This window comes from Spiribacter salinus M19-40 (assembly GCF_000319575.2).
Classification (GTDB): Bacteria; Pseudomonadota; Gammaproteobacteria; order Nitrococcales; family Nitrococcaceae; genus Spiribacter; species Spiribacter salinus.
The window spans coordinates 234,771-259,417 of the sequence record NC_021291.1; the positions used below are offsets into that span (position 1 = coordinate 234,771).

Here is a 24,647-nt window from a genome sequence, read left to right on the forward strand (position 1 = left end):
GATGAAAACAAAAGTGACACAGATCGCAGCCGTTGCGCTGCTGGGGTTGAGCGTTGCCGCGGGCACGGCGATGGCTCAGCAACGCGTGTTCTTCGGTATCGCCACTGGCGGCACCGGCGGCACTTATTATCCGCTGGGTGGGATGCTTGCGCAGGTGATTTCGAATAACGCCGAACTCAAAGGCGCACGCATTTCCGCAACGGCCGAGACAGGCAACGCATCGGTAGCGAATGCCGGACTGCTGGGTCGTGAGGCGATTGAGTCGGCCTTCGTGGCGGCCGACATCCTGGGTGCAGCCTACAGCGGTGAGAATCAGTTTGAAGACAAGGCGCAGAAAAACCTCCGGGCCCTCGGCGCTTTGTATCCGGAAACCGTTCAGCTGGTCGCCCAGCCCGACATCCAGTCGGTGGAAGATCTGGCGGGTCAGTCCGTCAGTTCTGGCTCACCGGGTTCCGGGCAGTATCAGTTGCTGACAGATCTGCTGGATGTGCATGGCCTGAGCCGCGATGACATCGATGAGGATTACTCCTCCTTTTCACAGGCCGCCGGCAAGATTGCTGATGGCAATCTGGGTGCGTCATTGATCACCGCCGGTACGCCAACCTCATCGATCACCGAGCTTGCCAACAGTCATGATGTGAATATCGTGCCGCTGGCGGGTCCTGAGGTGGATGCCCTTCTGGAGCGTCAGCCGCAGTACACCTCGGTGGAAATGCCAGCAGAGACCTATCGGGGTGTCGACGAGCCTGTCCAGACGCTCGCCGTGCGCGCCATTTGGGCGACGCATGCCGGTGTCTCGGATGAGATGGCCTACAACGTGACCAAGGCGCTGTACGACAACGTCGAGACCCTCGCCCAAGTGCATGTGAAGGGCCGCGAGATCAGCCTTGAAACGGCCCTCGAGTCGGTAACCATTCCGCTCCATCCCGGTGCAGAACGGTTCTACCGCGAGCAAGGCGTCATTGACTAAAGCGTTCCCGGTGCTGGGTGCGGTGATGGCCTTGGCTTTCACCGCACCGGCCCACTCTCTGGGCCTCGAGGTCAGAGAGGCTCGGACCAGTGAGCGACTGGATTGTCTGCCGCTATCCGATCGGGCTTTCTCGTTGACGTTTATTCATTCGGTCTCACAAACGCCTGTGGAAGATGTGTACACCCTCGAGGGTGAGGGGTCTGAACGGCAACTGGTGCAGACCGCTGAGCATTTCGTCACCCATGGGCAGGGCTTGCCTTCGATGGAGGATGAACCTGGTTTAAGCCGGCTGGAGCATACCGACACCGGGTTCGTGGCCCATATGCGTCGGCCGATATCCAAGCTCATCATTCGGGCGCACCCGGATTTCGATAACACGTTGCGGGCCGATGGGCGTCGCATCGATTTGACGAACTGGCCTGACCGGGCGCTGCGTATCGAGCCGGTCGGCGACTGTAAAAGCAACAGGTAAGCCATGACGGAGCACGCCACTTCCGATACCGATACCCTGATTCGCGAATACGATCGCGAGAGTGGTTTCAGGCAGTTACGTGGGCCGCTGCGCTTTTTCGTCGCGGCCATTTGTATTGCGCTCAGCGTATTCCACATCTACACGGCCGGTTTCGGGCTGCTGAATGAGGTCTCGCATCGCTCGGTCCATATGGCCTTCACCATGGGGCTGCTCTTTTTGCTCTTCCCGCGTGCTCGCCCGATACGTCGTGGGGCGAGTGTGGGTTTCGGCGTCATTTTTGCCGCTTTTTATCTGATTTTTACTTATCAGCTGGTCAGTGCACTTTCCGGTCAGATCGGGATGGGCCTCACACTGGCCTCGTACGCCTTCGCGGGCCTGATTGCCTTGAGTGCGCTGCCTTTTCGGTTCCTGGGTGGCCAGGGTGACCGCATTGGGCTGCTGGACTGGCCATTGGCCTTGCTGGGTGCCGGGTTTTCCGCCTATATCCTGATTTTCTTTGAGCGGATTTTTGTCACCAACGTCGGGTTTCCGCTGCCGATTGATTATCTGATGGGCGGCATTGCCATTTTGATGGTGGTGGAAGGCGCCCGCCGGACCATGGGTGAGGCCCTGCCCCTGATCGGTCTCATGGCCCTGCTCTACGCCACCCTGGGGCAATATCTGCCGGATGCCCTGGCCCACCGGGGATACGACGTGCTGCGCTTGATCGGGCACCTCTACCTGGGAACGGAGGGCATCTACGGCGTCGCGGTGGGTGTGGCAGCGACCTACGTCTACCACTTCGTCCTGTTCGGAGTGCTTGCTCAGGCATCCGGGCTCGGGCAGTTGTTCATTGATCTGGCCACGGTGCTGGCAGGTCGCTACTCCGGTGGGCCTGCGAAGGTCTCGGTGGTCTCATCCGGTTTCTTCGGCATGATTTCCGGCTCGCCGATCGCCAATACGGTGACGACGGGTGCGTTCACTATTCCGATGATGAAGCGCTATGGCTTCGGCAGTAAGTTTTCGGCGGCGACTGAGGCCGCGGCGTCTTGTGGTGGTCAAATCACGCCGCCGATCATGGGGGCGTCGGCCTTTGTGATGTCGGAGATGCTCGGCATCCCCTACAACGAGCTCATTCTTATTGCCGTGATTCCGGCAGCGTTCCATTACCTGGCCACCCTGTGCATGGTGCATTTCGAGGCGCGCAGACGGGGGCTAGCGGGTATACCGGCCGCGGATCGGCCGCGGTTTCTGGATGTCATGGCGAGCCGCTGGCATCAGGTCATTCCCATCGTTGTCATGGTGACCCTCTTGATGATGCGGTTTACGCCGTTTTTGGCGGCTTTCTGGGGCATCATCCTGACGGTTGTGTGCTCCTACATTCCTCTGGTTCTGCGGCCTCTTGGGTTTACCCGGCTCGATAACACGAGTGTACTGACGCCTCGGCGGCTGACGACGAGCCTTGAGGAGGGCGCGAAGCAGTCCATCGCCATCACCGCGGCCTGTGCCTGCGTGGGTTTTCTGCTGGGCGTGACCACGCTGACGGGGCTGGGTTTTAAATTCTCGGGCGCGATTGTGGAGATGGCCCACGCGACCGGGAGCTGGCTGGCGCCCCTGTTACCGTTTGGTCTGTTCAGTGAGTCGGGCCTCATCCTGTTCTCGGCGCTGTTGCTGGTGGCGGTTGCCTGCATTCTGATGGGCGCCGGTATTCCAACCACGCCGACCTATATCATCCTCGCCTCCATTGTGGCGCCCGCCCTTGATGAATTTGGTATCGCGTTGCTCGCCGCCCATTTCTTTGTTTTCTACTACGGCGTGCTGGCGGACGTGACACCGCCGGTGGCGCTGGCCGCGTATGCCGGTGCGGGTATATCAGGCTCCGACCCGATGCCGACTGGGGTGACGGCATTCCGATTGTCGATGGGTAAGGCGCTGGTGCCGTTGATGTTTATGTACGCGCCGAGCCTGCTATTCCTCGATTTCAGCTGGGTGGAGTTCAGCGTGGCGATGTTCAGCGGTGTGCTGTGCATTGTGGCGTTGTCGGCAGCCTATATCGGTTACTTCGCCGCGCCGATTCGCCGCTGGGAGGTCTATCTGCTCACCGTGCTCGGTCTCACCCTGGTTGGTAACAACCCCTGGGTGGTGGCGGTCTGTAGCGCGGTGGTGATCGGGCTGCTGGCACGCAATCGGTTGAAAGTGAACGAAGAGGGCCAGCCGAGCGCGGCGGCTGGATAAACGGGGCATGCGATGACAAAACAGGACTATACGGTTCCGGCGCTGCGACGCGGGCTCGATATTCTTGAGTTGTTTGGCCGCGAGCAGTACCGGCTGAGTCAGAATGAGATTGCGGAGGGGCTGGGACTGCCCGTTCATTCCGTTTATCGGTTCGTGCAGACGTTGCTTGCCGGCGGGTATCTGGAGCGGAGCCGCGATGGGCGCTACGCCCTGGGTAGCCGAATGGTTGCTCAGGGGTTTAGCTATTTCTCAAGCCGTGATTTGGTGGAAATCGCGGCAGAGCCGGTGAGTGATCTGTGCGCGCGCACGTCCTTGTCCTCGCATCTGTCCATCCGCGAGGAGCGGGATGTGCTGTATATCTACCGGGCGCTCGCTCAGCAACGTGTGGCGGTTAACGTGCCGGTCGGGACGCGCCTGCCCTGTCATACCACGGCGATGGGACGGGCGCTGCTCAGCGGTGTCGACACGCAGACGCTCAAGATGCTCTATGCCCATCAGAATCTGGACGGCTATGCAGCGCCATCACCCAGTACCTTCCCACAGCTCATCGACATGATTGCTGAGGAATCGGATCGAGGGTGGCACACCAGTGGCTCGGATGAGTCGACGGCTGTTGCGGTGCCGGTTCGCAATCCGGTGGGAGACGTGGTGGCGGCCATTAATGTGGCTGGACCAGATCCGGTGATGCATCGCCCTGGCATGTTTGAAGAACTGGCCACGGAGTTGACGGCGTCAGCCCGCGTCATTGGCAATCAGCTCAGTAATTGACGCGTTATCCGGACAAAAAAAAGCCGACGTTAGCGTCGGCCAAGAGGAGGAGAGTCGGTAGCAGGGTTGCCCCTGCGAACTATCGATAATCCTAGGGATTTCTCGGCAGGGGCGGAATAGCGCTCCAGGATGATCGCCTGTGCTCATCAGTCACGAATGTTGCCGCGCATTGTCAGGCTGGCTGTTGTAGCCCGGCGATTAGGTGCCGCGTATTGCTGGCCAGACTGTCGTAGTGATAACCGCCTTCCTGAATGACCACGGTAGGTAAATCCAGACCGGCCACGCGGGCGCCAAGTTGCTGTATGTCCTCGGCCCCGACGCCAATCTTGGCCTGCGGGTCTTCGTGGTAGATGTCAAAGCCGTTCGAGAAGACCAGGGCATCCGGAGCAAAGAGACGAATGGCCGCGAGCGCCTGATCGAGCGCGGCAGAGAAGTCAGTGGCATCAGCGCCATGCGGTAAGGGCATGTTGATGTTGTAACCAAAACCCTGCCCCTCACCGCGCTCGTCCTCAAAGCCGCTGACCACTGGGTAGAAATTGGTCGGGTCTCCGTGAATGGAGAGGTAGAGCACATCCTGACGCTGATAAAAGATCTCTTGAATGCCCTGGCCGTGATGTACATCGGTATCCAGCACCACAACCCGGTCAAACCGCTGACGCAGGTGCTCTGCGGCAATGGCGGCATTGTTGAGGTAGCAAAAACCGCCGGCCGCGTCGACGCGGGCATGGTGTCCTGGCGGACGGCACAGGGCGAAGCTCATGGATTCTCCGGCCAGGATATCCTCGGCCGCGTTAACGGCGCCTTGTGCCGACCAGTAAGCCGCTTCCCAGGTATGCGCGCCGACAGGGCAGCTTCCATCCGCCAGATAGCGCGCTGCTTCCGCGAGGATGCCCCGGAGTGGATTGGGTGAGCGCACAAAAATATTGGAGAGCACTTCGTCACCCCAGTCATCGGGCATGCTTGTCCAGCGTGCGTGGCAGTTCTCCAGAAACCGGAGGTAGCCGAGATCATGGACGGCGCTGATCGGGCGAATGCCATGATCGGCGACCGGCGCCATCGCAACGCCAGACGCTTCCAGGCCTGATCGGATATGGCCTGTGCGCTCGGGGATCTCCTGGGGTGCGCGCATTTGCCCACGCGTGAAGTAAGTGCGTGGATGATGCAGATCCTGACGGCTGTCGAAATACGCTTTCACGGCAAACGGCCTCCCCTCGAACACGTCTATGATTCAGTGATCGCCGGAGGATATCAGAGTGGACGGGGAAAGGGATTGGCGCGCCCGACAGGAGTCGAACCTGTGACCTTCGGCTTCGGAGGCCGACGCTCTATCCAGCTGAGCTACGGGCGCGTCGACTCGAGAGTGTACCGACAAGCGTTGAGCGGTCATAGTCCCATTTTACGCACAACACAAACTGGCTATACTTTGGTAGCCATAAAAAACGGATGAGAGGGACAGGCCGTGAGCGCCGATTCGGATAGCACTTTCCTGCGTAACTTCGCCCTGGTGATCGGCCTGTTAGTCGGTGTCACCATTTTATTGCTGATTGTCGTCAACACCTTCTCCGGCGGCGATGATGCCGAGCGGCAGGCGCTGGCTCAGGAGCGCGCGGAACGCAATCTGGCGCCAGACTATGCGGTGCGCCTGAGTGGCGAGCCAGCGCCAGCGGTGGCCTCGGGCGAAGCGGAAGCCGAGGCGCAGGGCGGCGTCACGGAAGTGCGTAGCGGCGAGCAGGTAACCCAAGCCGTCTGCATTGCCTGTCATCAGGGGAATTTCCAGAACGCGCCGGGTATTGGCGATCAGGACGGCTGGGGTGAGCGCATCGGCAAGGGCTGGGAGACACTGACGACCCATGTCTCAGAAGGCTACGGCAACATGCCGGCGCAGGGTGGTGCCGCTACCGAAGAAGAAATTCGGGCCGCCATCGAATACATGATTGAGGACGAGACGGGTCTCGAAATCCCGGAGTCCTGAGTCAGGCCGCCTTGCCGCCTCCCAGAAGGGTGTGCTCGGCGTGTTCCAACGCTTCGGGGGTTCCGTAGAGCACCAGCACGTCGCCCTCTCTTAGAACGGTGTCCGGGTCGGGTTGTGGCCCTCTGATGCCACCCCGTCGCACGGCGGTCACCCGAACACCCCGTTTTTCGAGATCCAGCTCGGCAATCCGCTCGCCGATCGCACGCGCGCTCCCGCTTAAGGTGACGGCATGGAGCTGCTCGCGGAAGCGATCGGATTTCTCCATATCGATCCGCTCAGCTCCGTGGAAGTAGCCGCGCAGCAGGCGATAACGGTCACCCCGGACATCGCGCACATAGCGGTAGACCCGAGCCATTGGGACGCCGAGCAGTGCCAGAACGTGGGAGGCGAGCATCAGGCTGGCTTCAAGCACCTCGGGAACCACCGCCGTGGCGCCGGCTTCCTGAAAGCGCTCGATCCACCGGTCGTCCCGGGCGCGGGCAAGAACCGGCAAATCGGGTCGCTCCGTGCGTGTGTGTTCGAGCACCTTGATGGTGAGTTGTGGGTCGTCAAAGCTCAAAACCAGCATTCGCGCGCGGTCCAGCCCGGCCGCCTGCAGGATCTCTCGGCGCTCGACGTCTCCGTAACTGACCGGCTCACCAGCGCTTCGGGCTTCCTGGACACGCTGCGGATCCAGGTCGAGGGCCACAAACCCGATCCCCTCCTCATCCAGGAGCCGCGCGATATTCTGACCGGTGCGCCCGTAGCCACAAATGATGACGTGGTGATCCAGCGGGTTGGCGAGCTGGGTCACATCCGAGGCGGCGCTTGCGTGATCGATCGGGTTGGTGGGAGCGCCGCCGAGCCACTCGCTTAACTGGGCGTTGTGCCGAATCAGCAAAGGCGCGGCGATCATGCTGATGACCACCGCGGCCAGCACGTACTGGCTGGTGGCCGTGTCCATCAGCCCGGCACTGAGGGACAGGGCGATCAGCGCAAAGCCAAACTCTCCGCCATTGGCCAGAATAACGGCGGTGCGCGTGGCATCCAGTGGCCCATCCACGGTGCGGGCAATGCCGTAGATCAGCAGGCCCTTGAAGACCATCATGCCAACGGCAATCAGTAACACCCAATGGGCCCCGGTCATGAGCGCCGGGAGATCGATGACCATGCCGACCGTGATAAAGAAAAAGCCGAGTAAGACGTCTCGAAAAGGCCGAATGTCGGCATCGATTTGGTGCCGATACTCGGTTTCACCGAGCATGATCCCGGCCAGGAACGCCCCCAACGCCAGGGAGAGGCCGGCCAGATGGGTCGCCCAGGCGGCAGCGATCGCAATCAGTAATACCGTTAACGTGAACAGTTCGTTAGAGCGGGCGCCGGCCACCTCATGGAAGACGGGGCGCAGGGCTTTGCGCCCCACCCAGACCATGACTGAAAACACCGCGATGCCCTTCAAAAGCGCCAGGCCAAGCTCACTGGCCAGCGAGTTATCGCTGCTGCCCGCCAGAATGGGTATGGCAATGAGAAGGGGAACCACCGCCAGATCCTGAAAGAGCAGTACGCCGACGGCACGACGGCCATGGCGGGTGTGGATTTCCAGCTGCTCGGTCAGTTGTTTGGTGACGATTGCAGTGGAAGACAAAGCGAGCGCACCGCCCAGCACCAGCGCGACGCCGATGTCGCCGGTCAACCATGCGGCGATGGCGCCGAAGACGAGCAGAGAAAGAGTGACTTGCAGAGACCCAAGCACTCCCACGGCCCAGCGCATGGCATGCAGCTGCGGAAAGGAGAACTCCAAGCCGATGGTGAACAGGAGAAAGACCACACCAAACTCGGCCAGCAAGTGTGTGCCCGCCGTTTCCTCAATCAGGCCAAGGGCGCTGGGTCCGATCGCCACACCGACGACGAGGTAACCAATGATCGGCGGCAGTGAGAGTCGCCGGAAAACGGCCACCACCACAACCGAAGCCGCCAGGAGGATAAGGATGCTGTGCAGGCCCTCCATGGTTGTCTCTGGTCCCTCCTGTTGCTAGGCGTAGCGCCCAAGGGTCAGCCCCTCGAGCGCGATGGCGGGTGTTTTCCCGTCAATCAGATCCGCGACGACGCGACCGGCCCCAGCAGCAAAAGTCCAGCCAAGGTGTCCCGCGCCCGTGTTCAGATAACAACCCGGGACACCACTTTCGCCGAGAATGGGGGGGCCGTCCATACTCATGGGGCGCAGACAGGCCCATTGGTCCGCCTCAGCGGGATCGATCTGCGCGGCGAGGCGCGGGAAATTCGCAAGCCCCTGGCGTATGACAGCCGCCACTCGTCGGGGCCGCACAGTGGTGTCATAGCCCGTGAACTCGGCGGTGCCGGCAATGCGCAGCTGATCGCCCAGTCGGGTAATCACCACTTTGCGGCCATCGTCGATAATGGGTAGCCGGGGGGCACCCTCGAGGTCGCTGACATCAAGCGTTGCTGAATAGCCCTTCACCGGCCGGATCGGCAGTCGAATGCCAAGCTGTTTCGCGAGCTGTGGGGCTTCAGCGCCCGTGGCCAGGACAAAGGCATCGGCTTTAAGGCGTGAGCGATCGGTTTCCACCTCGGTGAGCCGCCCACGCGCACAGTGGAGCTGCTGAATGGTCTCGCCGAGGCGCAGCTCAAGTCCCCGTTGTACGGCGATCTGTCCCAGGCGCTGGCAGAACAGTCGCGCATCCCCGCTGGCGTCGTCGGGATAGAAAATCCCGCCGCTCAGGCTCTCGCGGATATCGGCGAGAGCGGGCTCCCGTGTTACGAGGCCGGCGGCATCGAGCGTTTCGTGACGCACCCCGACCTCGGCCATGAGCGCCGTATCTGCTTTGGCGGTCTCGAGCGCCTCCGGCGTGTGGAAGATTTTGAGTATCCCCTCGTGGCTTTGGGTGAAATCGAGCGGTACCTGCGCCTCGAGTTCGCGCATCAGGCGGAGGCTGTAGGTGGCCAGCCGCGCATTGACCTGGGTATTGCGGGCATGGTGATGGGCCTGGCTGTAGCGCAAAAACCCCAGGCCCCAGCGCGCCATACGGGGTATCTCGCTTGGCCGCAGCAGCAGGGGGGAGTCTTCCCGTCCAATCCAGCGCAGCAACTGCCCGATCGCCCGGGGTGTATTCCATGGCTCTGTATGACTGGCGTGCAGCATGGCGCCGTTGGCGTGGCTCGCTTCTGCGGCCAGCTCCGTGGCGCGGTCAACTAACGTGACCTCGTGGCCGGCATCGAGCAGATACCAGGCCGTCGTTACGCCAACCAATCCGCCACCCAAGACTGTGACCTGCACGAAGGCTCCTATCCTGTATTCAGCTGATAGCCTTGCAGATATCGGGCCGATCAGGCCACCCCGCGGGCTCAACCCACGGTTTTACGGTAGCCAAGGGCCTCCGCAATGTGGCGTTCGCGGATGGTGTCGCTGCCCTCCAGATCGGCGATTGTTCGTGCAAGACGGCGACAGCGGTGCCAGGCCCGGGCCGAGAGCGCGAAGTGCTCTGTGGCGTGACGAAGCACGGACTGGCCTTGCGGATCCAGTGCGCTATGTCGCTCCAGTTCATCACCGACCAGCCCCGCAGCGGCTTTGCCATAGGCGTCCTGCTGGTGACGTCGGGTCGTTGCGACCCGTGCTGCGACCGTCGCGGTGCACTCACCCGGGGCGCACGCTTCGAGTTCGGTGGGGGGCAGGCGCGGGACATCAACCTGCATATCAAATCGATCGAGTAACGGCCCGCTGATGCGGTTCTGGTACTGCCGCACCTGATTCGGGGTGCATCGGCAATCCGTGTGCTGCTCGCCCAAGTAGCCGCAGGGGCAGGGGTTCATGGCCGCCACGAGCTGGAAGCGGGCGGGGAAACGCAGCTGTGTGCCGACACGGGCGACGTGGATCTCGCCGGTCTCCAGGGGTTCTCGCAGCGCTTCCAGCGCGTCCCGAGGGAATTCCGGGAGCTCGTCAAGGAAAAGGACGCCGTGGTGCGCCAAGGAAATCTCACCGGGACGCGGAGGCCGGCCCCCGCCAGTAAGTGCGCGGGACGAGGCGGTGTGATGGGGCTGACGAAACGGGCGCTGACCCCATGCAGTGGCATCGATCCGCCCTTTGGCAACGGAGTGAATGGCCGCTGATTCCAGTGCCTCGTGGTTTGTCATCGGGGGTAGCAGGCCCGGCAGCCGGGCAGCGAGCATGCTCTTGCCGCTACCGGGTGGGCCGCAGAACAGCAGGCTGTGCCCACCCGCGGCGGCGATTTCCAGTGCGCGGCGGGCTCGATGTTGGCCACGCACCTCGGCCAGATCAGGGCTGTTGGGGCGCTGCGCACCCGTTGAGGGCGCCGTCACAGGGACCAGTGAGGGAGAGGCGCGCAGATGCGCACAGACATCGAGCAAGTGCGCGGCGGCATAAACCCGGGCACCGCCCAACGCCGCCTCCTCGCCATTGTCCGCGGCCACAACGAGCCACTCGCTGGCCTGAGTGCACTGCACGGCAACGGGTAGCGTGCCTGGGACCGGACGCAGGGCACCGGAGAGGGCCAGTTCGGCGCTGAAGACGCCGCCCTGGAGTGAGGCTGGTTTAAGTTGCCCTGAGGCGGCCAGAATGCCGAGCGCAATCGCCAGGTCGAAGCGAGCGCCGTCTTTTGGCAAGTCTGCTGGTGACAGGTTGACGGTGATACGCCGACGAGGAAATTCGAAACCGCTGGTCGTCAACGCGCCGCGGACGCGGTCCCGCGCTTCCCGCAAGGCCGTGTTGGGTAGCCCCACGATCGAGAAAGACGGTAGGCCGCCGCCGAGGTGAACCTCGACGTCAACCGACGGGGCGTCGATACCCAGGGCGGCACGCGCCCGAACCATGGCCAGTGACAAACCTGCGCGCTCCTTTCTGCATGGCAGGTCATTGGGTCACCGGCGAGGGTTTACTCGCTCTTGGGGGTGTCCTCCGCGCCTGCCTCGCCGCCTTCGAGTGTGGCCACACGCGCCTCGAGCGCTTCCAGCCGCTCCCGGGTACGTGCCAGCACTTTTGCCTGGGCGTCGAATTCTTCGCGGGTCACCAGCTCCATGTGGTTGAAGGCACTCTGCAGGGCGACCCGGGCGTTTTTCTCGACTTCCTGTTGAAAGTCTCGGACACCGGCCGGGAGGCCTTCTGCGAATCGCTTCGCCATTTCGTCAAATTGTTTCGGGTCGAGCATGCGCGAGTCCTCCGTTAATCGGTCTCCAAGTTTAATGGGGTCAGTCGGCGAACCCAAACGTTCTTTTGCACCGTATTGGTGCTGAGCTCACCCGCCTGGCGCACAAACACTGTGCGGATGGTTTTGCGCTGCACTGATTCGAGTCGCTCTGCGAACTGGCACGGTCCCTGCATTAGACAAGGCGGGTATTTACCGTCCACGGGCCTGGAGCCAACGCTCCAAGCCCCAATGGGAGATCAGCCATGAAGCTAATCACAGCGATCATCAAGCCGTTCAAGCTCGATGACGTCCGGGAATCGCTCTCGGACATCGGGGTTCAGGGCGTCACTGTTACCGAGGTCAAGGGGTTTGGCCGCCAGAAAGGCCATACCGAGCTTTACCGCGGAGCGGAATACGTCGTCGATTTCCTCCCCAAGATGAAAGTGGAGGTCGTGCTCGACGATGAGCTTGTCGAGCGTGCTGCCGATGCCATCAGCAAGGCCGCCAACACCGGCAAGATCGGTGACGGCAAGATTTTCGTTTCACCGGTGGAGCAGGCGATTCGCATCCGTACCGGCGAGACGGATAAAGACGCACTCTGAAGAATCACTGGGAGTCTGAAAAATGTCTGCAGAATTTAACGAACTAGCCTACGCGCTGGACACCTTTTACTTCCTCATTTCGGGCGCCCTGGTCATGTGGATGGCGGCGGGGTTCACCATGCTCGAGTCGGGCCTCGTGCGCTCGAAAAACACCACGGAAATTCTGACCAAGAACGTCTCTCTGTATGCCATTGCCTGCATCATGTACATGCTAATGGGCTACAACATCATGTATGGCGGGGGCGTGAGCGCGCTGATTCCGTCCTTTGGCGGGGTGCTGGGTGCAGCTGATAACGCCGCAGCGGATATTGCGGGCGGCAGCGACGCCTATTACTCCAACATCTCGGATTTCTTTTTCCAGGTCGTGTTTGTGGCAACGGCGATGTCCATCATCTCCGGTGCCGTAGCCGAGCGGATGAAGCTCTGGGCGTTCCTGCTATTCACGGTGATCCTCACGGGCGTGATTTACCCCATCCAGGGCTTCTGGAGCTGGGGCGGCGGCTTCCTGGCGGAGGTCGGCTACTCTGATTACGCCGGTTCGGGCATCGTCCACATGTTCGGTGCAGCCGCGGCGCTGGCAGCGGTCATCGTGCTGGGTCCCCGCAAGGGCAAGTACGGCCCGAATGGCGAAGTAAAGCCGATCCCGGGCACCAACATGCCGTTGGCCACGCTGGGTGTGTTCATCCTGTGGCTGGGCTGGTTCGGGTTCAATGGCGGCTCGGAGCTCAAGCTGTCTGATGTGGATTCGGCCAACGCCGTGGCACTCGTCTTTGCCAACACGAATCTCGCCGCCGCAGGCGGTGTGGTTGCGGCACTGATCACCGCTCGGCTCATGTTTGGCAAGGCGGATCTGACGATGGCGCTGAATGGCGGTATCGCCGGTCTGGTGGCTATCACGGCCGGCCCGAACGTCCCCAGCCTGCTGGTGGCAAGCCTGATCGGTGCGGTCGGTGGTGTGCTGGTCGTGTTCTCCATCGTGGGTCTCGACAAGCTGAAGCTGGATGATCCGGTGGGTGCTATTTCAGCCCACGGTACGGCGGGTATCTGGGGTGTGCTGGCTGTCCCTCTCTGGTCCGACGGTGCCAGCTTTGGTCCGCAGATCATCGGGATCGTCTCGATCTTTGCCTGGACCTTTGTGGTCAGCTTGATCCTCTGGACCATCCTGAAGGCGGTCATGGGCATCCGTGTGACCGAGGAAGAGGAAGAAACGGGTCTGGACATCACGGAGTGCGGTGTCGAGGCGTATCCGGAGTTTACCCGGACGCAGTAAGGGGAATCGCCATCCCCGCACGCAACGGGCGCCCTCGGGCGCCCGTTTTTTATGGGGCCGCCCGCCTGGGTTAGACTCCCGCGCCACAGGATCAAGAGGAACAGGTCATGAACGTTGGTATGGTTGGGTTGGGAGTGATGGGCGCAGCGATGGCCCGGCACCTGTCGAGAGCGGGTCTTCTGACCAGCGTCTGGAATCGCACGCCGGCCCGGGCGGCCTCCCTCGCGGAAGATCTCGGGGTCATGCAAGCCAATGATCTCCCGGACCTTGCGCATCAGTGTGAGGTCATTCTGATTTGTGTCAGTGCGGATGAGGATGTGCGTGAAGTGACTGAGGCGCTGCGCCCGGCGCTGGGCCCTGGGCATGTTCTCGTGGATACCTCCACCATCGGTGTGGATACCGCCGAGGCGCTTGCTGAACAGGTGGCCGCAGTGGGGGCTGCCTTTGTGGACGCGCCGGTGACCGGCGGTGCCGAGGGGGCTGAGGCCGGCACCCTGCAGATCATGACCGGTGGTGATGAAGCGGCGGTCGAGCGGGTTCGCCCGGCGCTTCTGGCCTTCGGCAGCCATGTCACGCACCTGGGGCCTGTGGGGTATGGTCAGCGCGCCAAGGCGGTGAACCAAGTGCTCGCGGCGGGTATGGTCCAGGCCATCAGCGAGGCCCTCGCCTTTGCTGATGCAAGCGGCCTCGATGCTGAACAGCTCCTGCCGGTGTTGTCGGGTGGCGCCGCTGGCAGCCGGCTACTGGAGCGCCGCGGTGCCCGCATACTGGCCCGCGATTTTGAGCCAGGCTTTCGCATGGCACTGCACCACAAGGACCTGCATTTATGCCGTCGGCTGTTGCAGTCGCTGGATGTCAACTTGCCGCTCGTGGAGATGACGCTTAAGCACTACGACCGCCTGATGGCGCAGGGGCATGGCGACGAGGACATGTCGGCGCTTTACCGCCTCAAGCGCGAGCTGTTCGAGACGGGCAATCGCAAGAGTCTTTAACCGCCGCCTCCGCGCAGCAGGATGGCATCAATGGCCTGGCCCGCCATGCGCTGGCGGACGGTGTTGACGTTTTCAAGGCTACTGAATGGCCCGATGCGCACGCGATGCCAGGTTTCGCCGCCGGGCAATTCAACCGTCTGTATACGGGCCTCGATACCGAGCAGGGCCAGGTTGGCGCGCAATGCATCGGCATCATCCGCCTGGCGGAATGAGCCCGCCTGTAACAGGTAGCGCTCGGTGTCACCCGCCGGTGCGGAGTCGCTCGCGTCTTGATCAGCCGCTGGTCCATCCTGTTCACGCAGGGATGGGAGCGCACCCGCGTTGTCCACGGCGCCGGATTCTTGTGTCGCCACTTCCACCTCCTGCTCACTCAGCAGGCGGTAGAACTCAAAACGCGGGCCATCGTCTTCGGCTGATGCGCTCGCCGGTTCGTTGCTGGGGTTTTTGGCATCCGTGTCAGGTGTCTCTGGCCGGGTGTGCTCCAGATGCACCATCAGGGCAACGAAAAGCCCCATGACCAGACCACTGGCCCAGCCGATCATGAGCAGACGCCGGGCGTTGACCGGCTTTTTCGGCCGCCGCGCCTGGCCGCCGCTGGATGCCCGCTTTCGAGGCGGCGTTTTGTCTGCCATGGCCTACATTGCCTCCGGGGCCGAGACGCCGAGGATCGCCAGTCCGTTGCGGATCACTTGTCGCGTGGCCGTGATCAGGGCGAGCCTGGCGTCCCGCAGTTGATCGTCTTCGACCAGAAAGGTGTGGGCGTTGTAGTAGGTATGGAACGCGCCCGCCAGTTCGCGCAGATACTGAGCGAGTTGATGAGGCTCATGGGTGTCCGCCGCCGAGTCGATCAACTCCGGATAGCGACCCAGCTCGTTAATCAGCGCCTGTTCGTGATCGGCGTCAAGCGTGTTGACGTGCGCTAATCCACGCTCGAGGTCATGCACCTGCCCGCGCTCCTGCATCTGACCGAGCACGCTGCAGATACGGGCATGCGCGTACTGGACGTAGTAGACCGGGTTGTCGTTGGACTGGGACTTGGCCAGATCAAGATCGAAATCCAGGTGCTGCTCAGGCCGGCGCATGACATAGAAAAACCGCGCGGCGTCATTTCCGACCTCTTCCCGCAGCGCCCGTAAGGTCACGAATTCACCCGAGCGCGTCGACATCTGCAGGCGTTCCTGGCCGCGGTAGAGGATAGCGAATTGCACCAGCCGAAAGATAAGCCGACTGGTGTCGTGATCGAAGGCCGCCAGGCTGGCGCGCACTCGGGCCATGTACCCGTGGTGATCTGCCCCGAAAACATCAATGGCGCGCTGAAAACCGCGTTCGAATTTATCAAGGTGGTAGGCAATGTCCGAGGCAAAGTAAGTGGCCTGGCCATCCGCCCGGCGCACCACCCGGTCTTTTTCGTCGCCATACTCGCTTGAGCGGAACCACTCGGCGCCCTCCGCCTCATAGAGCGCGCCGGCCTCACGCAGTCGTGCCAGTGCCCGGTCGACGGCGCCAGTCTCGACCAGCTGCGCTTCGCTGAACCAGCGATCGTAGTGCACGCCAAACGCCGCCAGGTCTTCTGCGATGTCGGCTGTAATGGCCTGAACAGCGGCCAGGCGAACCTCGTTATAGCGCGTCTCACCTAATTGCTCGCGGGCGCGATGGATCAGGGCATCGATGTAGCGCTCTTTGTCACCACCGGCATTGGCGTCGGCCGGCAGATCCGCCAGCAGCTCGCTGGCGCTGATCCGGTAGCGCTCTCCCTGTTTTGCCTCGAGGTCTCGGGCAATCGTGTGAATGTAGTCGCCGCGGTAGCCGTTGACCGGAAAGGGGATCGTTTCGCCCCGATGCTCGAGATAACGAACCAGGACGCTGGCGGTGAGGATGTGCATCTGCCGACCCGCGTCGTTGACGTAGTACTCCCGATGGACGCTTTGCCCCGCGGCTTCCAGTAGATTGCCTAGCGCGGCACCGAATGCGGCACCCCGGCCGTGCCCCACATGCAGCGGTCCCGTGGGATTGGCAGAGACAAACTCCAGCAGAATGCGCTCGGCATCGTTGCGTTGGCGGCGTCCGAAGTTCTGGCCCTCGTGATGGATGCGTGCGATGACCGCCGCCGCTGCATCCTGGGTCAGGAAAAAGTTGATGAACCCCGGACCTGCCACTTCCACCTTGGCGACATGGGGATGGGTGGGCATGCCTTCGACGAATGCCTGCGCCAGATCACGGGGCCGCTCACCGAATGGCTTGGCGAGCCGCATGGCGAGGTTGCTGGCGTAGTCGCCGTGGTCACTGCCCCGGCCTCGCTCGATCTGGACCTCGAGGTCAGCCGGACGGTCGGCGCCGTTGGCGGAACAGTATGACTGAAGGCCCTGACGCAGCAGTTCGGCGAGTTCTTCTTTCATGGATGGAAGGCGTGTCCGGATAGCGAAAGACGCTCCATTATCCGGTCTGACTCACGCTGTTCAAGCACCTACAGCATCTCGGCGGGATCGACATCAACCGACCACCGCACCCGTCGCGCCATGGGGAGTGCCGAGACGCCAGGCAGCCAGTCTGTTAACAGCGCCTGAAGCGTCCCGCGCTGATTGGCCTGGAGCATGAGTTGCGCTCGGTAGCGGCCGGCCCGGCGCTCCATCGGCGATGGGTAAGGCCCGAGCACTTCCACTGATGAGTCGGTCGGCAGCGTGGCTGCTGCGGCCTTCAGAAAGTTGAGGGGGGCTGTCTGGCCGGGTGCCTCGGCACGGATGAGCGCCATGGCCCGAGCGGGCGGCAGGCCGGCTGCCTCTCGCTCAGTGAGCGCAGCCTCGGCGAATGCGGGGTAACCCCCGTGAATCAGGGTCTGGAGTAACGGGTGCTCTGGCTGGTGGGTCTGGATGACCACCTCACCCGCCCGCTCGGCACGCCCGGCGCGACCGGCTACCTGGATAACCAGCTGCGCGAGCCGCTCCGGTGATCGGAAGTCCGCCCCGAACAGGCCCTGGTCTGCATTGATGATCGCGACCAGCGTGACCGCGGGTAGGTGATGGCCCTTGGCCAGCATTTGCGTGCCGAGCAGCAATTGGGCTTCACCGCGCTGGGCGGCGGCCATGTGCTGCTCAAACCGGCCGCGCTGCCGGGTGCTGTCGCGGTCGATGCGCACCATCGGCGTATCGGGTAGGGCTGTCTGTAACGCGCCTTCGATGCGCTCTGTGCCCAGTCCGAGAGGGCGTAGGTCCACGCTGTTGCAGCTGGGGCAGACCGCTGGCACTGGGGTTTCGCGGTCACAGTGGTGGCAGTGCAGCCGTGAGCGGCCACGGTGGTAGGTGTAACGGGCATCACACCGATCACATTCAGCCAGCCACCCGCATTCATGGCAGATCAGCGTGGGGGAAAAGCCGCGGCGATTCAGAAACAAAAGCACCTGTCCGTCGTTATCCAGATGCTGTCGCACCGTGCTGAGCAATGGCGCCGATAGCCCCTCGGTTGTGGGCTGGCCGCGCATGTCGAGCAGCCGCAGTTGCGGTGGCCGGGCATTGCCCGCCCGCTCAGTCAGGCGGTAATGGGTGTAGCGCCCCGCTCGGGCGTTCGCCAGGCTCTCGAGTGAGGGTGTTGCGGTCCCCATGGCGATGGGGCATTCCAAGCGGTGCGCACGCATCACCGCGAGATCCCGAGCGGAATAACGAAAGCCCTCCTGCTGTTTGAGCGAGGCGTCGTGTTCTTCATCAACAATGATTAGTCCGGGCCGGCGAAGCGGAGCGAACACGGCGGAGCGCGTTCCGATGATGACATCGGCGGCGCCGCTGCCGGCTGCCAGCCAGGCGTTCAGGCGTTCGCCATCCGCCAGACCGGAGTGAAGGACGGCGATCTTTGCACTGAGCCGGGCCTGAAACCGTGAGACCAGCTGAGGGGTCAACCCGATTTCCGGCACAATGACCAGCGATTGCAGGCCCATCGCCGTCGCCCGGGCAATGGCATCGAGATACACCTCGGTCTTGCCGCTACCGGTCACGCCGTCCACGAGGGTCACCTGATGGCCAGCACCGGGCTGGAGGGCGGAGGTGGCCTGGGCTTGCTCGGGGTTTAACGCGGGTGCCCCCTCCGTCCCACGACCGGTGATCAGCCCGTAGTCCGCCCGTTCCACGGCTGTTGCATACCCACGCTCCACCAAGCGCTGCAGCGCACCTCGGGCATCCCCGCCCAACCCGGCGAGCTGGCCGGCCGGTAAGTCATCCGTGCTGCGCAGGGCGTCCAGCAGCGCAGCCTGACGCGGTGCACGGCGTCGCAGGGCCTCGATGTCCGCCTCGTCGCCGGCCGGGGTCAGCTGCCAGCGCGTCTCGCTGGCTGGCTCGGCGGGATAACCCTGGCGTAGCCGGGCGGGCAGTGCGGTGGCGATGCAATCGCCAATGGGGTGGTGATAGTAGCGCGCGCTCCAGCTAATCAGCCCGAGCAGTTCGGAATCGAGCAGGGGCTGGAGATCAAGGACCTGGGTGATTTGCCGCAGGCGATGTCCAGCGAGCCCGGGATCGCGCGGTGGTCCGGTCACCATACCGACCATCTGCCGGCGCCCCAGGGGGACGCGCACCCGCGCACCGACGACCGGTGGGGTGTCTGTCTCCGGGGGCAGGTAGTCCAGCGATCGGGGAAAGGGGCCAGAAACGGCAACGGGTATCGTCTGCGCCATGGGGGGGATTGTTGGCTTCGGTTGAGGTACGCGCAAGTCTGAAGGGACAGACTGCTAGACTAGCGCAATGCAGCGTGAGTCAGATCCAGAGGCGACTGGGGCAATGGCGGAGGCGGTGTGGCAGTTCACCTTGTCGCTCTATGACCAGCCGGGTGTTGCGTCGGCCTGCCTCTCGCTCCAGGCCCGCCGAGGCGTTGGTGTGAGCGCGTTGCTGGCGCTCATCGGGCTCGCGGCGGCGGGTCGCCCGGCGTTGGAGAAAAACGCCATGGAGGCGACGCTGGCGCGGGCCGAACACTTTCAGCAGGCGGTGATTGAGCCGCTGCGCGCGGCGCGTCGGGGCGTTCGCGGCGCCATGGCACCGGCCATTGAGGCTGACGCGCATGCGCTGCGTCATGATTTGCAGGCCAGGGAGATTGAGGCTGAGCGGTTACAGCAACAATTGCTGGTGGCGGACTACGCCGCCAGCGGTCTGTCTGAGCTGCCCTGGACAGAGGCCGTCCGCCTCAACGCCTTGGTTTATCTGGCCGGCAAAAATGCATCGGCCTCATCCGAGGATGAGGCCGATCTTGAGCAGATTCTGGCGCCATTACTGAATGGCGCCGTTGGCCGACCTGAACCTCAGCGCAACTGAATCCCGCCGCCTGGCACGCCGCCACCCGGTGCGCCGCCACCACCGCCAGGCATGCCGCCACCGCCCATCTGATCGGGCGTCATGATGCGCGAGGCCTGTTCACGCTGCATTTCCTTGAGCTGCTCCATGGTCTGCTCAAGCGCCGTGTGAGCAGCCTCCGGGAAGGCCGCCAGCGCCTCCTCCAGTGTGGCGACCTCTAGCTCGAAGTTGAGCGGCAGGGCGCCAGCTGGTGTCATGACCTGGGTGGAGCCAACGAACAGCACCGAACGGCTGCTATCCGGCTGGCCATCCTGCGTGACGGGGGTCAGGCGCTGGATGCTGCCGACTCGACGGTCGGTGAAGTTCTCTTCCTGATACAGCCCATCGCTATCCAGGTTGAGCTGCTCGAGGATCTGCTGTTTCTCGGGATCGCTCATGTTGACTCCTGTCGGACTTACAGCCCTTTAACTGCCTGTACCATGCCGCTGGCCACCTTCTGACCATCGCCGAACACCATGCGGGTGTTGTCGCCGACGAACAGCGCGTTCTCGACACCGGAGAAGCCGGCGCCACGCCCGCGTTTGATGACCAGCACGTTCTCCGCCTCATCAACATTGAGAATCGGCATCCCGTAGATCGGGCTGGCGGCATCATCACGGGCAGCCGGATTGACCACGTCGTTGGCACCAATCACCACGGCAACGTCCGTCATCGCGAACTCTTCGTTGATGTCTTCCATGTCGTAGATCATGTCGTATGGCACGCCGGCCTCGGCCAGCAGCACGTTCATGTGCCCGGGCATACGCCCTGCCACCGGGTGGATGGCGAACTTCACTTCAACGCCGCGATCCTGCAGCAGCTCAACGAGCTCCCACATCTTGTGCTGAGCCTGGGCAACCGCCATGCCGTAGCCCGGCACGATGATGACGCGCTCGGCATAGGCCATCATGATGCCCGCATCCTCGGCGCTGACGTCTTTCATCTCGCCCTCGAGGGCCTCACTCGCGCTCTGCGTGTCGGCACCGAAGCCGGCGAACAGGACGTTGGTGATGGAGCGGTTCATGGCCTTGGCCATGAGCTGGGTGAGCAGTGTGCCTGCGGCACCCACCACGGTACCGGCGATGATCATGGCCGGGTTGCCGATGGCATAGCCCTCAAAGCCGACCGCAAGTCCGGTCAATGCGTTGAAAAGGGAAATGATGACCGGCATGTCCGCGCCGCCAATGGGGACTGCGACAAAGACGCCGAACAGCAAGCCCAGGGCAAAGAAGAGGGTCACCACCAAGATGCTGTCGGTAAAGAACGTCATGATGCCAAAGACGATGGCCAGCACGAACACCAGGAGGTTCACGTACTTCTGACCCGGCACCAGGCTGTTACGCTTCATGCGCCCGTCAAGCTTCGCCCAGGCGATGAGTGAGCCCGAGAATGCGACGGTGCCGATCAGCGCGCCAAGAATAGCGAGTATGGCCACGTCTGCCCCGAGCGCGCTGGCGATGTTGGCACTGCCCGCACCCTCGGCTCGCAGCGCCGCCTCGGCAGCCGCCATGCTGATCCCCGCATCGGAGGCGAGGGCCTGTGCCTGTGATTGCAGGCCTTCAGGCAGCATGCGCAGTGCCCGCAGCATCTCGACACCGGCGATCGCCGCGGCCGCGCCGCCGCCCATGCCATTGTAGAGCGCGACCATCTGTGGCATTTCGGTCATCGCCACACGACGACCTGACCACCACGCCAGACCGCCGGCCACGGCAATGCCAATGACGATGAGAATGGTGTTTGTGAGCCCCTGCACCGCGGGGTGCAGGAAGGTGACGAGTGTGGCGAGCACCATGCCGACACCGGCCCAGACGATGCCTCGACGGGCGGTTTTCGGCGAGCTCATCGCCTTCAGCCCGAGGATGAACAGGACCGCGGCAATGAGATAACTCAGTTGGACGATGAAATTCATTCCTGCGCCCCCTTCTTCTGCTCATCCTTGCTCTTGAACATCTCGAGCATCCGTTCGGTGACGACATAACCGCCGACGGCATTACCAGCCGCGAGGATGACGGCAATAAAGCCGACGATCTGCTCCGCCGTGCTCTCGGCGTGCCCGAGGACCACCATGGCGCCGACCACGACGATGCCGTGAACGAAGTTCGAGCCAGACATGAGCGGCGTATGCAGGATCACGGGCACCCGGCTGATCACCTCGAAGCCGGCGAAGCCCGCCAGCATGAAAATATAGATTGCGACAAAGCCTTCAATCGCCATTACTTGTCTCCTTCCATGCGCTCACGGGTAGGCGCATGACGAACGTCGCCCTCATGGGTCAGGCAGCTCTCGGCGATCACCTGATCGTCCCAGTCGAGGTGCAGTTCCCCATCCTTGATCAACAGATCCAGCAGATTACGGAGGTTACGCGCGTACATCTCGCTGGCATGCGTGGCGGCCATGCTGGGAATGTTCTTCGGCCCGGCGATGATGACACCGCCGTGCTCGACGTCCTTGCCGGCCTCGGTGAGTTCGCAGTTGCCGCCTGTCTCGGCGGCCATATCCACAATGACCGCGCCGGGTTTCATGCGCTCGACTGTGGCCTTGTCAATAAGCTTCGGCGCCGGGCGGCCGGGGATCGCTGCGGTGGTGACCACGGCATCAGCCTGAGCAATGTGCTGTGCCAGGACTTCGGCTTGCTTGGCCTTTTCCTCGTCGGTGAGCTCACGGGCATAACCGCCTTCGCCTTCCGCGCTGACGCCCGTATCGATGAACTTACCCCCAAGGGATTCGACCTGCTCCTTGGTGGCCGAACGGACATCGTAGGCCTCAACAATGGCGCCAAGCCGCTTGGCCGTGGCAATCGCCTGGAGCCCGGCAACACCCGCGCCGATGACCACGACACGCGCGGGGCGCACCGTGCCGGCGGCCGTGGTGAGCATCGGGAAGAGCTTCGGGCTTAGATGGGCGGCGAGCAGCGCGCATTTATAGCCGCCCAGGTTGGCCTGCGAGGACAGGGCGTCGATGCCCTGGGCCCGGGTAATGCGGGGGACCAGTTCAAGCGCAAAGCTGGTCACCTTGCGTTTGCACAGGTTGCGAATGCGGCTATCGCCCTCGTGCGGTGTCATAAAGCCCATGACGATACTGCCCTCGGGCAGCTTGCCGGCCTCTTCGACTGAGGGTGGCTGGACGCGCAGGATGACATCCGCGCCGTCATACAGATCATTGGCCTTGTCAGCCCAAGTGACCCCTTCGTATTGATCGTCGGTGAACCCAGCGGCTTCTCCGGCACCGCGCTGGATGCGCACGTCCACTCCGAGCTTGTCGAGTGACTTGAGCACGCTGGGCACGAGCGCAACGCGGCGCTCGCCGCTGGCCGTTTCCTTGGGGACAGCAATGGTGATGCTCATCAGGTTGTCTCCTGTCCGTAGACTGGTCTGTTTCGACCGGCGAGCCGGTAATTCTACAGAATCTGTGCAGCGAAACATCCCCGGGACCGTCAAGTCAGCCCATCGTCATCAGGGCGTAACGCTTGCACATTAGCGTCAGGCATTAGATGATCATGACAGAACGTTGTCGCGGTGACACCGGCACGGGAAAAGGGGCAGCAGCGTGATGACGCTTCAGCACCACATCCTGCGGACCGACGTCTCGGGCATGCCACTTGAGTGGATTACCTACCAGGACGCGGTTCGTCTCTACACCCTCGATCAGGTGGTCTACACCTGCGGCCGAGGGCTCTATCGCATTCACGGGGGCTACAACGCCCGGTCTGGCCAACGCAGCGTCATCGAGGTCAATTCGATTGTCGCCACGGTGGGGGCCATGCAAGCCACGCTCAAGGGTAATCCTGCGTATGTCCCGCCGCTCAACAATGCCACATTGTTTCGGCGTGATGACCATTTGTGTCTGTACTGCGGCGAGTCTCGCCGTGAGCGGGAGCTGTCTCGCGATCACGTCAAGCCGATCAGCCGGGGTGGTGCAGATGTCTGGACCAACGTGGTGACAGCCTGCAAGCGCTGCAACAATCTCAAGGGCAACCGGACACCCGAGCAAGCGGGTATGCAGCTGCTCGCCGTGCCGTTCACACCCACGCATGCCGAGTATGTCTATCTGCAGGGTCGACGAATCCTGGCTGACCAGATGGCTTTTCTGCGGGCGCATTTCCCGCGCCGGAGCCCACTGCGGGAACGCCTTCAGCCGCTGGTCGATGAGACGGCGCTCGAGCTGGCGCCGATCGGCTACTCCGCCTGATTGCTGTCCGAGTCCATTTCGTCAAAGAACTCGGCGTAAGGATCGTCTTCAAGCGGCGGGTTCCCGTCGTAGATCTGATCCTGTCGATACTGCCGATAAGCTGAGCGTGTAAACACGTAGGGGTCGACGGCAGAGTCGTCTCGCAGTTGCGCGGCTCCATCGGCCCTGGCGCGTGTGTTGACGACGTTGATGGCAGTCAGACTGCCCATGGTGAGCGTGTCCAGCGCGATGTAGGTCATGAGGTTCGTGTAGTGAGCGACTGGGTACTGCGTGACATCGCGGCCGTTGGAAGGCCCGAAGAGCGGCAGTACGAGGTAGGGCCCCGAGTTGGCACCCCAAACCCCGAGTGTCTGGCCGAAGTCCTCCGGGCGCGGCTCCAAGCCGAGCCAGGCGTCGGCCGGGTCAAAAATCCCGAGCACGCCGACGGTGCTGTTCATCACAAAGCGAACGGATTGACGGCCTGCACCCGCCGCCTTGCCCTGTAGGGCATCGTTGAGAATGTACCCCGGCGCCTGAAGGTTGCTGAAGAAATTATCGACGCCGCGTCGCACGCCTGAGGTGGTGACCCGAGTCCAGCCTTCGCTGGCGGGTTTGAGGACATAGGTGTCCAATTCCTCATTAAAGGCATAGACCCCACGATTGAACTCCTCGGCCGGGTCATTCGTCGCATCGGGATCTGTGGTGGTACTGCAACCGGTCAGAACAACGACCAGGAGCAGGGCCGTCAGGCCGTGGAATCGTCTCATGGGCTCTCTCCG

General features: G+C 62.7%; 23 protein-coding genes and 1 tRNA gene. 10 read left to right on the forward strand and 14 right to left on the reverse strand.

The window, feature by feature from the left end; all coding sequences use genetic code 11:
* Nucleotide 1 precedes the first annotated feature (1 nt).
* The 4 genes from SPISAL_RS01145 to SPISAL_RS01160 are packed head-to-tail and all read left to right on the forward strand — an operon-like array spanning nt 2 to nt 4,424.
* On the forward strand, nt 2–970 hold the full coding sequence (locus SPISAL_RS01145) for a TAXI family TRAP transporter solute-binding subunit (RefSeq protein WP_016352636.1): 969 nt from the start codon (nt 2–4) through the stop codon (nt 968–970).
* Nucleotides 963–1,442: a DUF1850 domain-containing protein gene (locus tag SPISAL_RS01150; RefSeq protein WP_144060354.1), complete on the forward strand. Its 480-nt coding sequence runs from the start codon at nt 963–965 to the stop codon at nt 1,440–1,442. The genes SPISAL_RS01145 and SPISAL_RS01150 overlap by 8 nt, the downstream gene beginning before the upstream one ends.
* Nucleotides 1,443–1,445: 3 nt before the next feature.
* Nucleotides 1,446–3,656: a TRAP transporter permease gene (locus SPISAL_RS01155; RefSeq protein WP_016352638.1), complete on the forward strand. Its 2,211-nt coding sequence runs from the start codon at nt 1,446–1,448 to the stop codon at nt 3,654–3,656.
* A gap of 12 nt (nt 3,657–3,668) precedes the next feature.
* The gene (locus tag SPISAL_RS01160; protein WP_016352639.1) at nt 3,669–4,424 is read left to right on the forward strand and encodes an IclR family transcriptional regulator; all 756 of its coding nucleotides are present in this window, start codon (nt 3,669–3,671) and stop codon (nt 4,422–4,424) included.
* A gap of 172 nt (nt 4,425–4,596) precedes the next feature.
* Here SPISAL_RS01160 and SPISAL_RS01165 read toward each other — a convergent pair whose 3' ends face one another.
* The gene (locus tag SPISAL_RS01165) at nt 4,597–5,619 is read right to left on the reverse strand and encodes a histone deacetylase family protein (protein WP_016352640.1); all 1,023 of its coding nucleotides are present in this window, start codon (nt 5,617–5,619) and stop codon (nt 4,597–4,599) included.
* A 76-nt stretch (nt 5,620–5,695) separates the two neighbouring features.
* Nucleotides 5,696–5,772, reverse strand: a tRNA-Arg gene (locus SPISAL_RS01170).
* Nucleotides 5,773–5,883: 111 nt separating this feature from the next.
* Between SPISAL_RS01170 and SPISAL_RS08625 the strand changes: the two genes are divergently transcribed.
* Nucleotides 5,884–6,396 (forward strand): c-type cytochrome, encoded by a 513-nt coding sequence (locus SPISAL_RS08625; protein ID WP_016352641.1) that lies wholly within the window; start codon nt 5,884–5,886, stop codon nt 6,394–6,396.
* A gap of 1 nt (nt 6,397) precedes the next feature.
* Here SPISAL_RS08625 and SPISAL_RS01180 read toward each other — a convergent pair whose 3' ends face one another.
* From SPISAL_RS01180 to ubiK, 4 genes are all read right to left on the reverse strand, one after another.
* Complete coding sequence (locus SPISAL_RS01180; protein WP_016352642.1) at nt 6,398–8,383, reverse strand: cation:proton antiporter domain-containing protein; 1,986 nt, start codon at nt 8,381–8,383, stop codon at nt 6,398–6,400.
* 24 nt (nt 8,384–8,407) lie between these two features.
* Nucleotides 8,408–9,670 carry a D-amino acid dehydrogenase gene (locus SPISAL_RS01185; RefSeq protein ID WP_016352643.1) on the reverse strand — a complete coding sequence of 421 codons (1,263 nt, stop codon included), beginning with the start codon at nt 9,668–9,670 and terminating at the stop codon, nt 8,408–8,410.
* Nucleotides 9,671–9,738: 68 nt separating this feature from the next.
* Complete coding sequence (locus SPISAL_RS01190; protein WP_016352644.1) at nt 9,739–11,232, reverse strand: YifB family Mg chelatase-like AAA ATPase; 1,494 nt, start codon at nt 11,230–11,232, stop codon at nt 9,739–9,741.
* A 50-nt stretch (nt 11,233–11,282) separates the two neighbouring features.
* On the reverse strand, nt 11,283–11,555 hold the full coding sequence (gene ubiK / locus SPISAL_RS01195; RefSeq protein ID WP_016352645.1) for a ubiquinone biosynthesis accessory factor UbiK: 273 nt from the start codon (nt 11,553–11,555) through the stop codon (nt 11,283–11,285).
* Nucleotides 11,556–11,797: 242 nt separating this feature from the next.
* Between ubiK and SPISAL_RS01200 the strand changes: the two genes are divergently transcribed.
* The 3 genes from SPISAL_RS01200 (at nt 11,798) to SPISAL_RS01210 (ending at nt 14,398) form a co-directional block, all read left to right on the forward strand.
* Nucleotides 11,798–12,136: a P-II family nitrogen regulator gene (locus SPISAL_RS01200; RefSeq protein WP_016352646.1), complete on the forward strand. Its 339-nt coding sequence runs from the start codon at nt 11,798–11,800 to the stop codon at nt 12,134–12,136.
* 22 nt (nt 12,137–12,158) lie between these two features.
* Nucleotides 12,159–13,406: an ammonium transporter gene (locus SPISAL_RS01205; protein ID WP_016352647.1), complete on the forward strand. Its 1,248-nt coding sequence runs from the start codon at nt 12,159–12,161 to the stop codon at nt 13,404–13,406.
* A 107-nt stretch (nt 13,407–13,513) separates the two neighbouring features.
* A complete protein-coding gene (locus SPISAL_RS01210; protein WP_016352648.1) occupies nt 13,514–14,398 on the forward strand; it encodes an NAD(P)-dependent oxidoreductase in 885 nt (294 codons plus the stop codon).
* Here the strand turns inward: SPISAL_RS01210 and SPISAL_RS01215 are convergent.
* The 3 genes from SPISAL_RS01215 to SPISAL_RS01225 all read right to left on the reverse strand — a co-directional run bounded on the left by SPISAL_RS01215 (nt 14,395) and on the right by SPISAL_RS01225 (nt 19,052).
* Nucleotides 14,395–15,030, reverse strand: a complete 636-nt coding sequence (locus SPISAL_RS01215; protein WP_016352649.1) for an SPOR domain-containing protein — start codon at nt 15,028–15,030, stop codon at nt 14,395–14,397. The genes SPISAL_RS01210 and SPISAL_RS01215 overlap by 4 nt on opposite strands.
* Nucleotides 15,031–15,033: 3 nt before the next feature.
* A complete protein-coding gene (gene argS / locus SPISAL_RS01220) occupies nt 15,034–16,794 on the reverse strand; it encodes an arginine--tRNA ligase (RefSeq protein WP_016352650.1) in 1,761 nt (586 codons plus the stop codon).
* Between the two features lie 68 nt (nt 16,795–16,862).
* Entirely contained in the window at nt 16,863–19,052 is a 2,190-nt protein-coding gene (locus SPISAL_RS01225) for a primosomal protein N' (protein WP_016352651.1), read from the reverse strand.
* A gap of 67 nt (nt 19,053–19,119) precedes the next feature.
* Between SPISAL_RS01225 and SPISAL_RS08630 the strand changes: the two genes are divergently transcribed.
* Entirely contained in the window at nt 19,120–19,683 is a 564-nt protein-coding gene (locus tag SPISAL_RS08630; protein ID WP_081633195.1) for a TIGR02444 family protein, read from the forward strand.
* Here SPISAL_RS08630 and SPISAL_RS01235 read toward each other — a convergent pair.
* Genes SPISAL_RS01235 through SPISAL_RS01250 form a run of 4 tightly spaced genes read right to left on the reverse strand, consistent with a single transcriptional unit; the run spans nt 19,671 to nt 23,045 of the window.
* Nucleotides 19,671–20,099: a hypothetical protein gene (locus tag SPISAL_RS01235; protein ID WP_016352653.1), complete on the reverse strand. Its 429-nt coding sequence runs from the start codon at nt 20,097–20,099 to the stop codon at nt 19,671–19,673. The two genes, SPISAL_RS08630 and SPISAL_RS01235, sit on opposite strands and share 13 nt — an antisense overlap.
* 17 nt (nt 20,100–20,116) lie before the next feature.
* Nucleotides 20,117–21,610 (reverse strand): NAD(P)(+) transhydrogenase (Re/Si-specific) subunit beta, encoded by a 1,494-nt coding sequence (locus SPISAL_RS01240; RefSeq protein ID WP_016352654.1) that lies wholly within the window; start codon nt 21,608–21,610, stop codon nt 20,117–20,119.
* Nucleotides 21,607–21,915 carry an NAD(P) transhydrogenase subunit alpha part 2 gene (locus tag SPISAL_RS01245; protein WP_016352655.1) on the reverse strand — a complete coding sequence of 103 codons (309 nt, stop codon included), beginning with the start codon at nt 21,913–21,915 and terminating at the stop codon, nt 21,607–21,609. Before SPISAL_RS01245 ends, SPISAL_RS01240 begins: the two co-directional genes overlap by 4 nt.
* Entirely contained in the window at nt 21,915–23,045 is a 1,131-nt protein-coding gene (locus tag SPISAL_RS01250; protein WP_016352656.1) for a Re/Si-specific NAD(P)(+) transhydrogenase subunit alpha, read from the reverse strand. The genes SPISAL_RS01245 and SPISAL_RS01250 overlap by 1 nt, the downstream gene beginning before the upstream one ends.
* A gap of 205 nt (nt 23,046–23,250) precedes the next feature.
* On the opposite strand from SPISAL_RS01250, the gene SPISAL_RS01255 reads away from it, so the two are divergent.
* Entirely contained in the window at nt 23,251–23,889 is a 639-nt protein-coding gene (locus tag SPISAL_RS01255) for an HNH endonuclease (RefSeq protein ID WP_016352657.1), read from the forward strand.
* Here the strand turns inward: SPISAL_RS01255 and SPISAL_RS01260 are convergent.
* Nucleotides 23,877–24,635, reverse strand: a complete 759-nt coding sequence (locus SPISAL_RS01260) for an MlaA family lipoprotein (RefSeq protein WP_016352658.1) — start codon at nt 24,633–24,635, stop codon at nt 23,877–23,879. The two genes, SPISAL_RS01255 and SPISAL_RS01260, sit on opposite strands and share 13 nt — an antisense overlap.
* Nucleotides 24,636–24,647: the final 12 nt, after the last annotated feature.

Bases quoted from the DNA above. Each gene is read 5' to 3' on its own strand.
- SPISAL_RS01145 (WP_016352636.1), top strand. From the start codon at position 2: ATGAAAACAAAAGTGACACAGATCGCAGCCGTTGCGCTGCTGGGGTTG.
- SPISAL_RS01155 (WP_016352638.1), top strand. From the start codon at position 1,446: ATGACGGAGCACGCCACTTCCGATACCGATACCCTGATTCGCGAATAC.
- SPISAL_RS01160 (WP_016352639.1), top strand. From the start codon at position 3,669: ATGACAAAACAGGACTATACGGTTCCGGCGCTGCGACGCGGGCTCGAT.
- SPISAL_RS01180 (WP_016352642.1), bottom strand. From the start codon at position 8,383: ATGGAGGGCCTGCACAGCATCCTTATCCTCCTGGCGGCTTCGGTTGTG.
- ubiK (WP_016352645.1), bottom strand. From the start codon at position 11,555: ATGCTCGACCCGAAACAATTTGACGAAATGGCGAAGCGATTCGCAGAA.
- SPISAL_RS01200 (WP_016352646.1), top strand. From the start codon at position 11,798: ATGAAGCTAATCACAGCGATCATCAAGCCGTTCAAGCTCGATGACGTC.
- SPISAL_RS01205 (WP_016352647.1), top strand. From the start codon at position 12,159: ATGTCTGCAGAATTTAACGAACTAGCCTACGCGCTGGACACCTTTTAC.
- SPISAL_RS01210 (WP_016352648.1), top strand. From the start codon at position 13,514: ATGAACGTTGGTATGGTTGGGTTGGGAGTGATGGGCGCAGCGATGGCC.
- SPISAL_RS01215 (WP_016352649.1), bottom strand. From the start codon at position 15,030: ATGGCAGACAAAACGCCGCCTCGAAAGCGGGCATCCAGCGGCGGCCAG.
- argS (WP_016352650.1), bottom strand. From the start codon at position 16,794: ATGAAAGAAGAACTCGCCGAACTGCTGCGTCAGGGCCTTCAGTCATAC.
- SPISAL_RS01225 (WP_016352651.1), bottom strand. From the start codon at position 19,052: ATGGCGCAGACGATACCCGTTGCCGTTTCTGGCCCCTTTCCCCGATCG.
- SPISAL_RS08630 (WP_081633195.1), top strand. From the start codon at position 19,120: ATGCAGCGTGAGTCAGATCCAGAGGCGACTGGGGCAATGGCGGAGGCG.
- SPISAL_RS01235 (WP_016352653.1), bottom strand. From the start codon at position 20,099: ATGAGCGATCCCGAGAAACAGCAGATCCTCGAGCAGCTCAACCTGGAT.
- SPISAL_RS01240 (WP_016352654.1), bottom strand. From the start codon at position 21,610: ATGAATTTCATCGTCCAACTGAGTTATCTCATTGCCGCGGTCCTGTTC.
- SPISAL_RS01245 (WP_016352655.1), bottom strand. From the start codon at position 21,915: ATGGCGATTGAAGGCTTTGTCGCAATCTATATTTTCATGCTGGCGGGC.
- SPISAL_RS01250 (WP_016352656.1), bottom strand. From the start codon at position 23,045: ATGAGCATCACCATTGCTGTCCCCAAGGAAACGGCCAGCGGCGAGCGC.
- SPISAL_RS01255 (WP_016352657.1), top strand. From the start codon at position 23,251: ATGACGCTTCAGCACCACATCCTGCGGACCGACGTCTCGGGCATGCCA.
- SPISAL_RS01260 (WP_016352658.1), bottom strand. From the start codon at position 24,635: ATGAGACGATTCCACGGCCTGACGGCCCTGCTCCTGGTCGTTGTTCTG.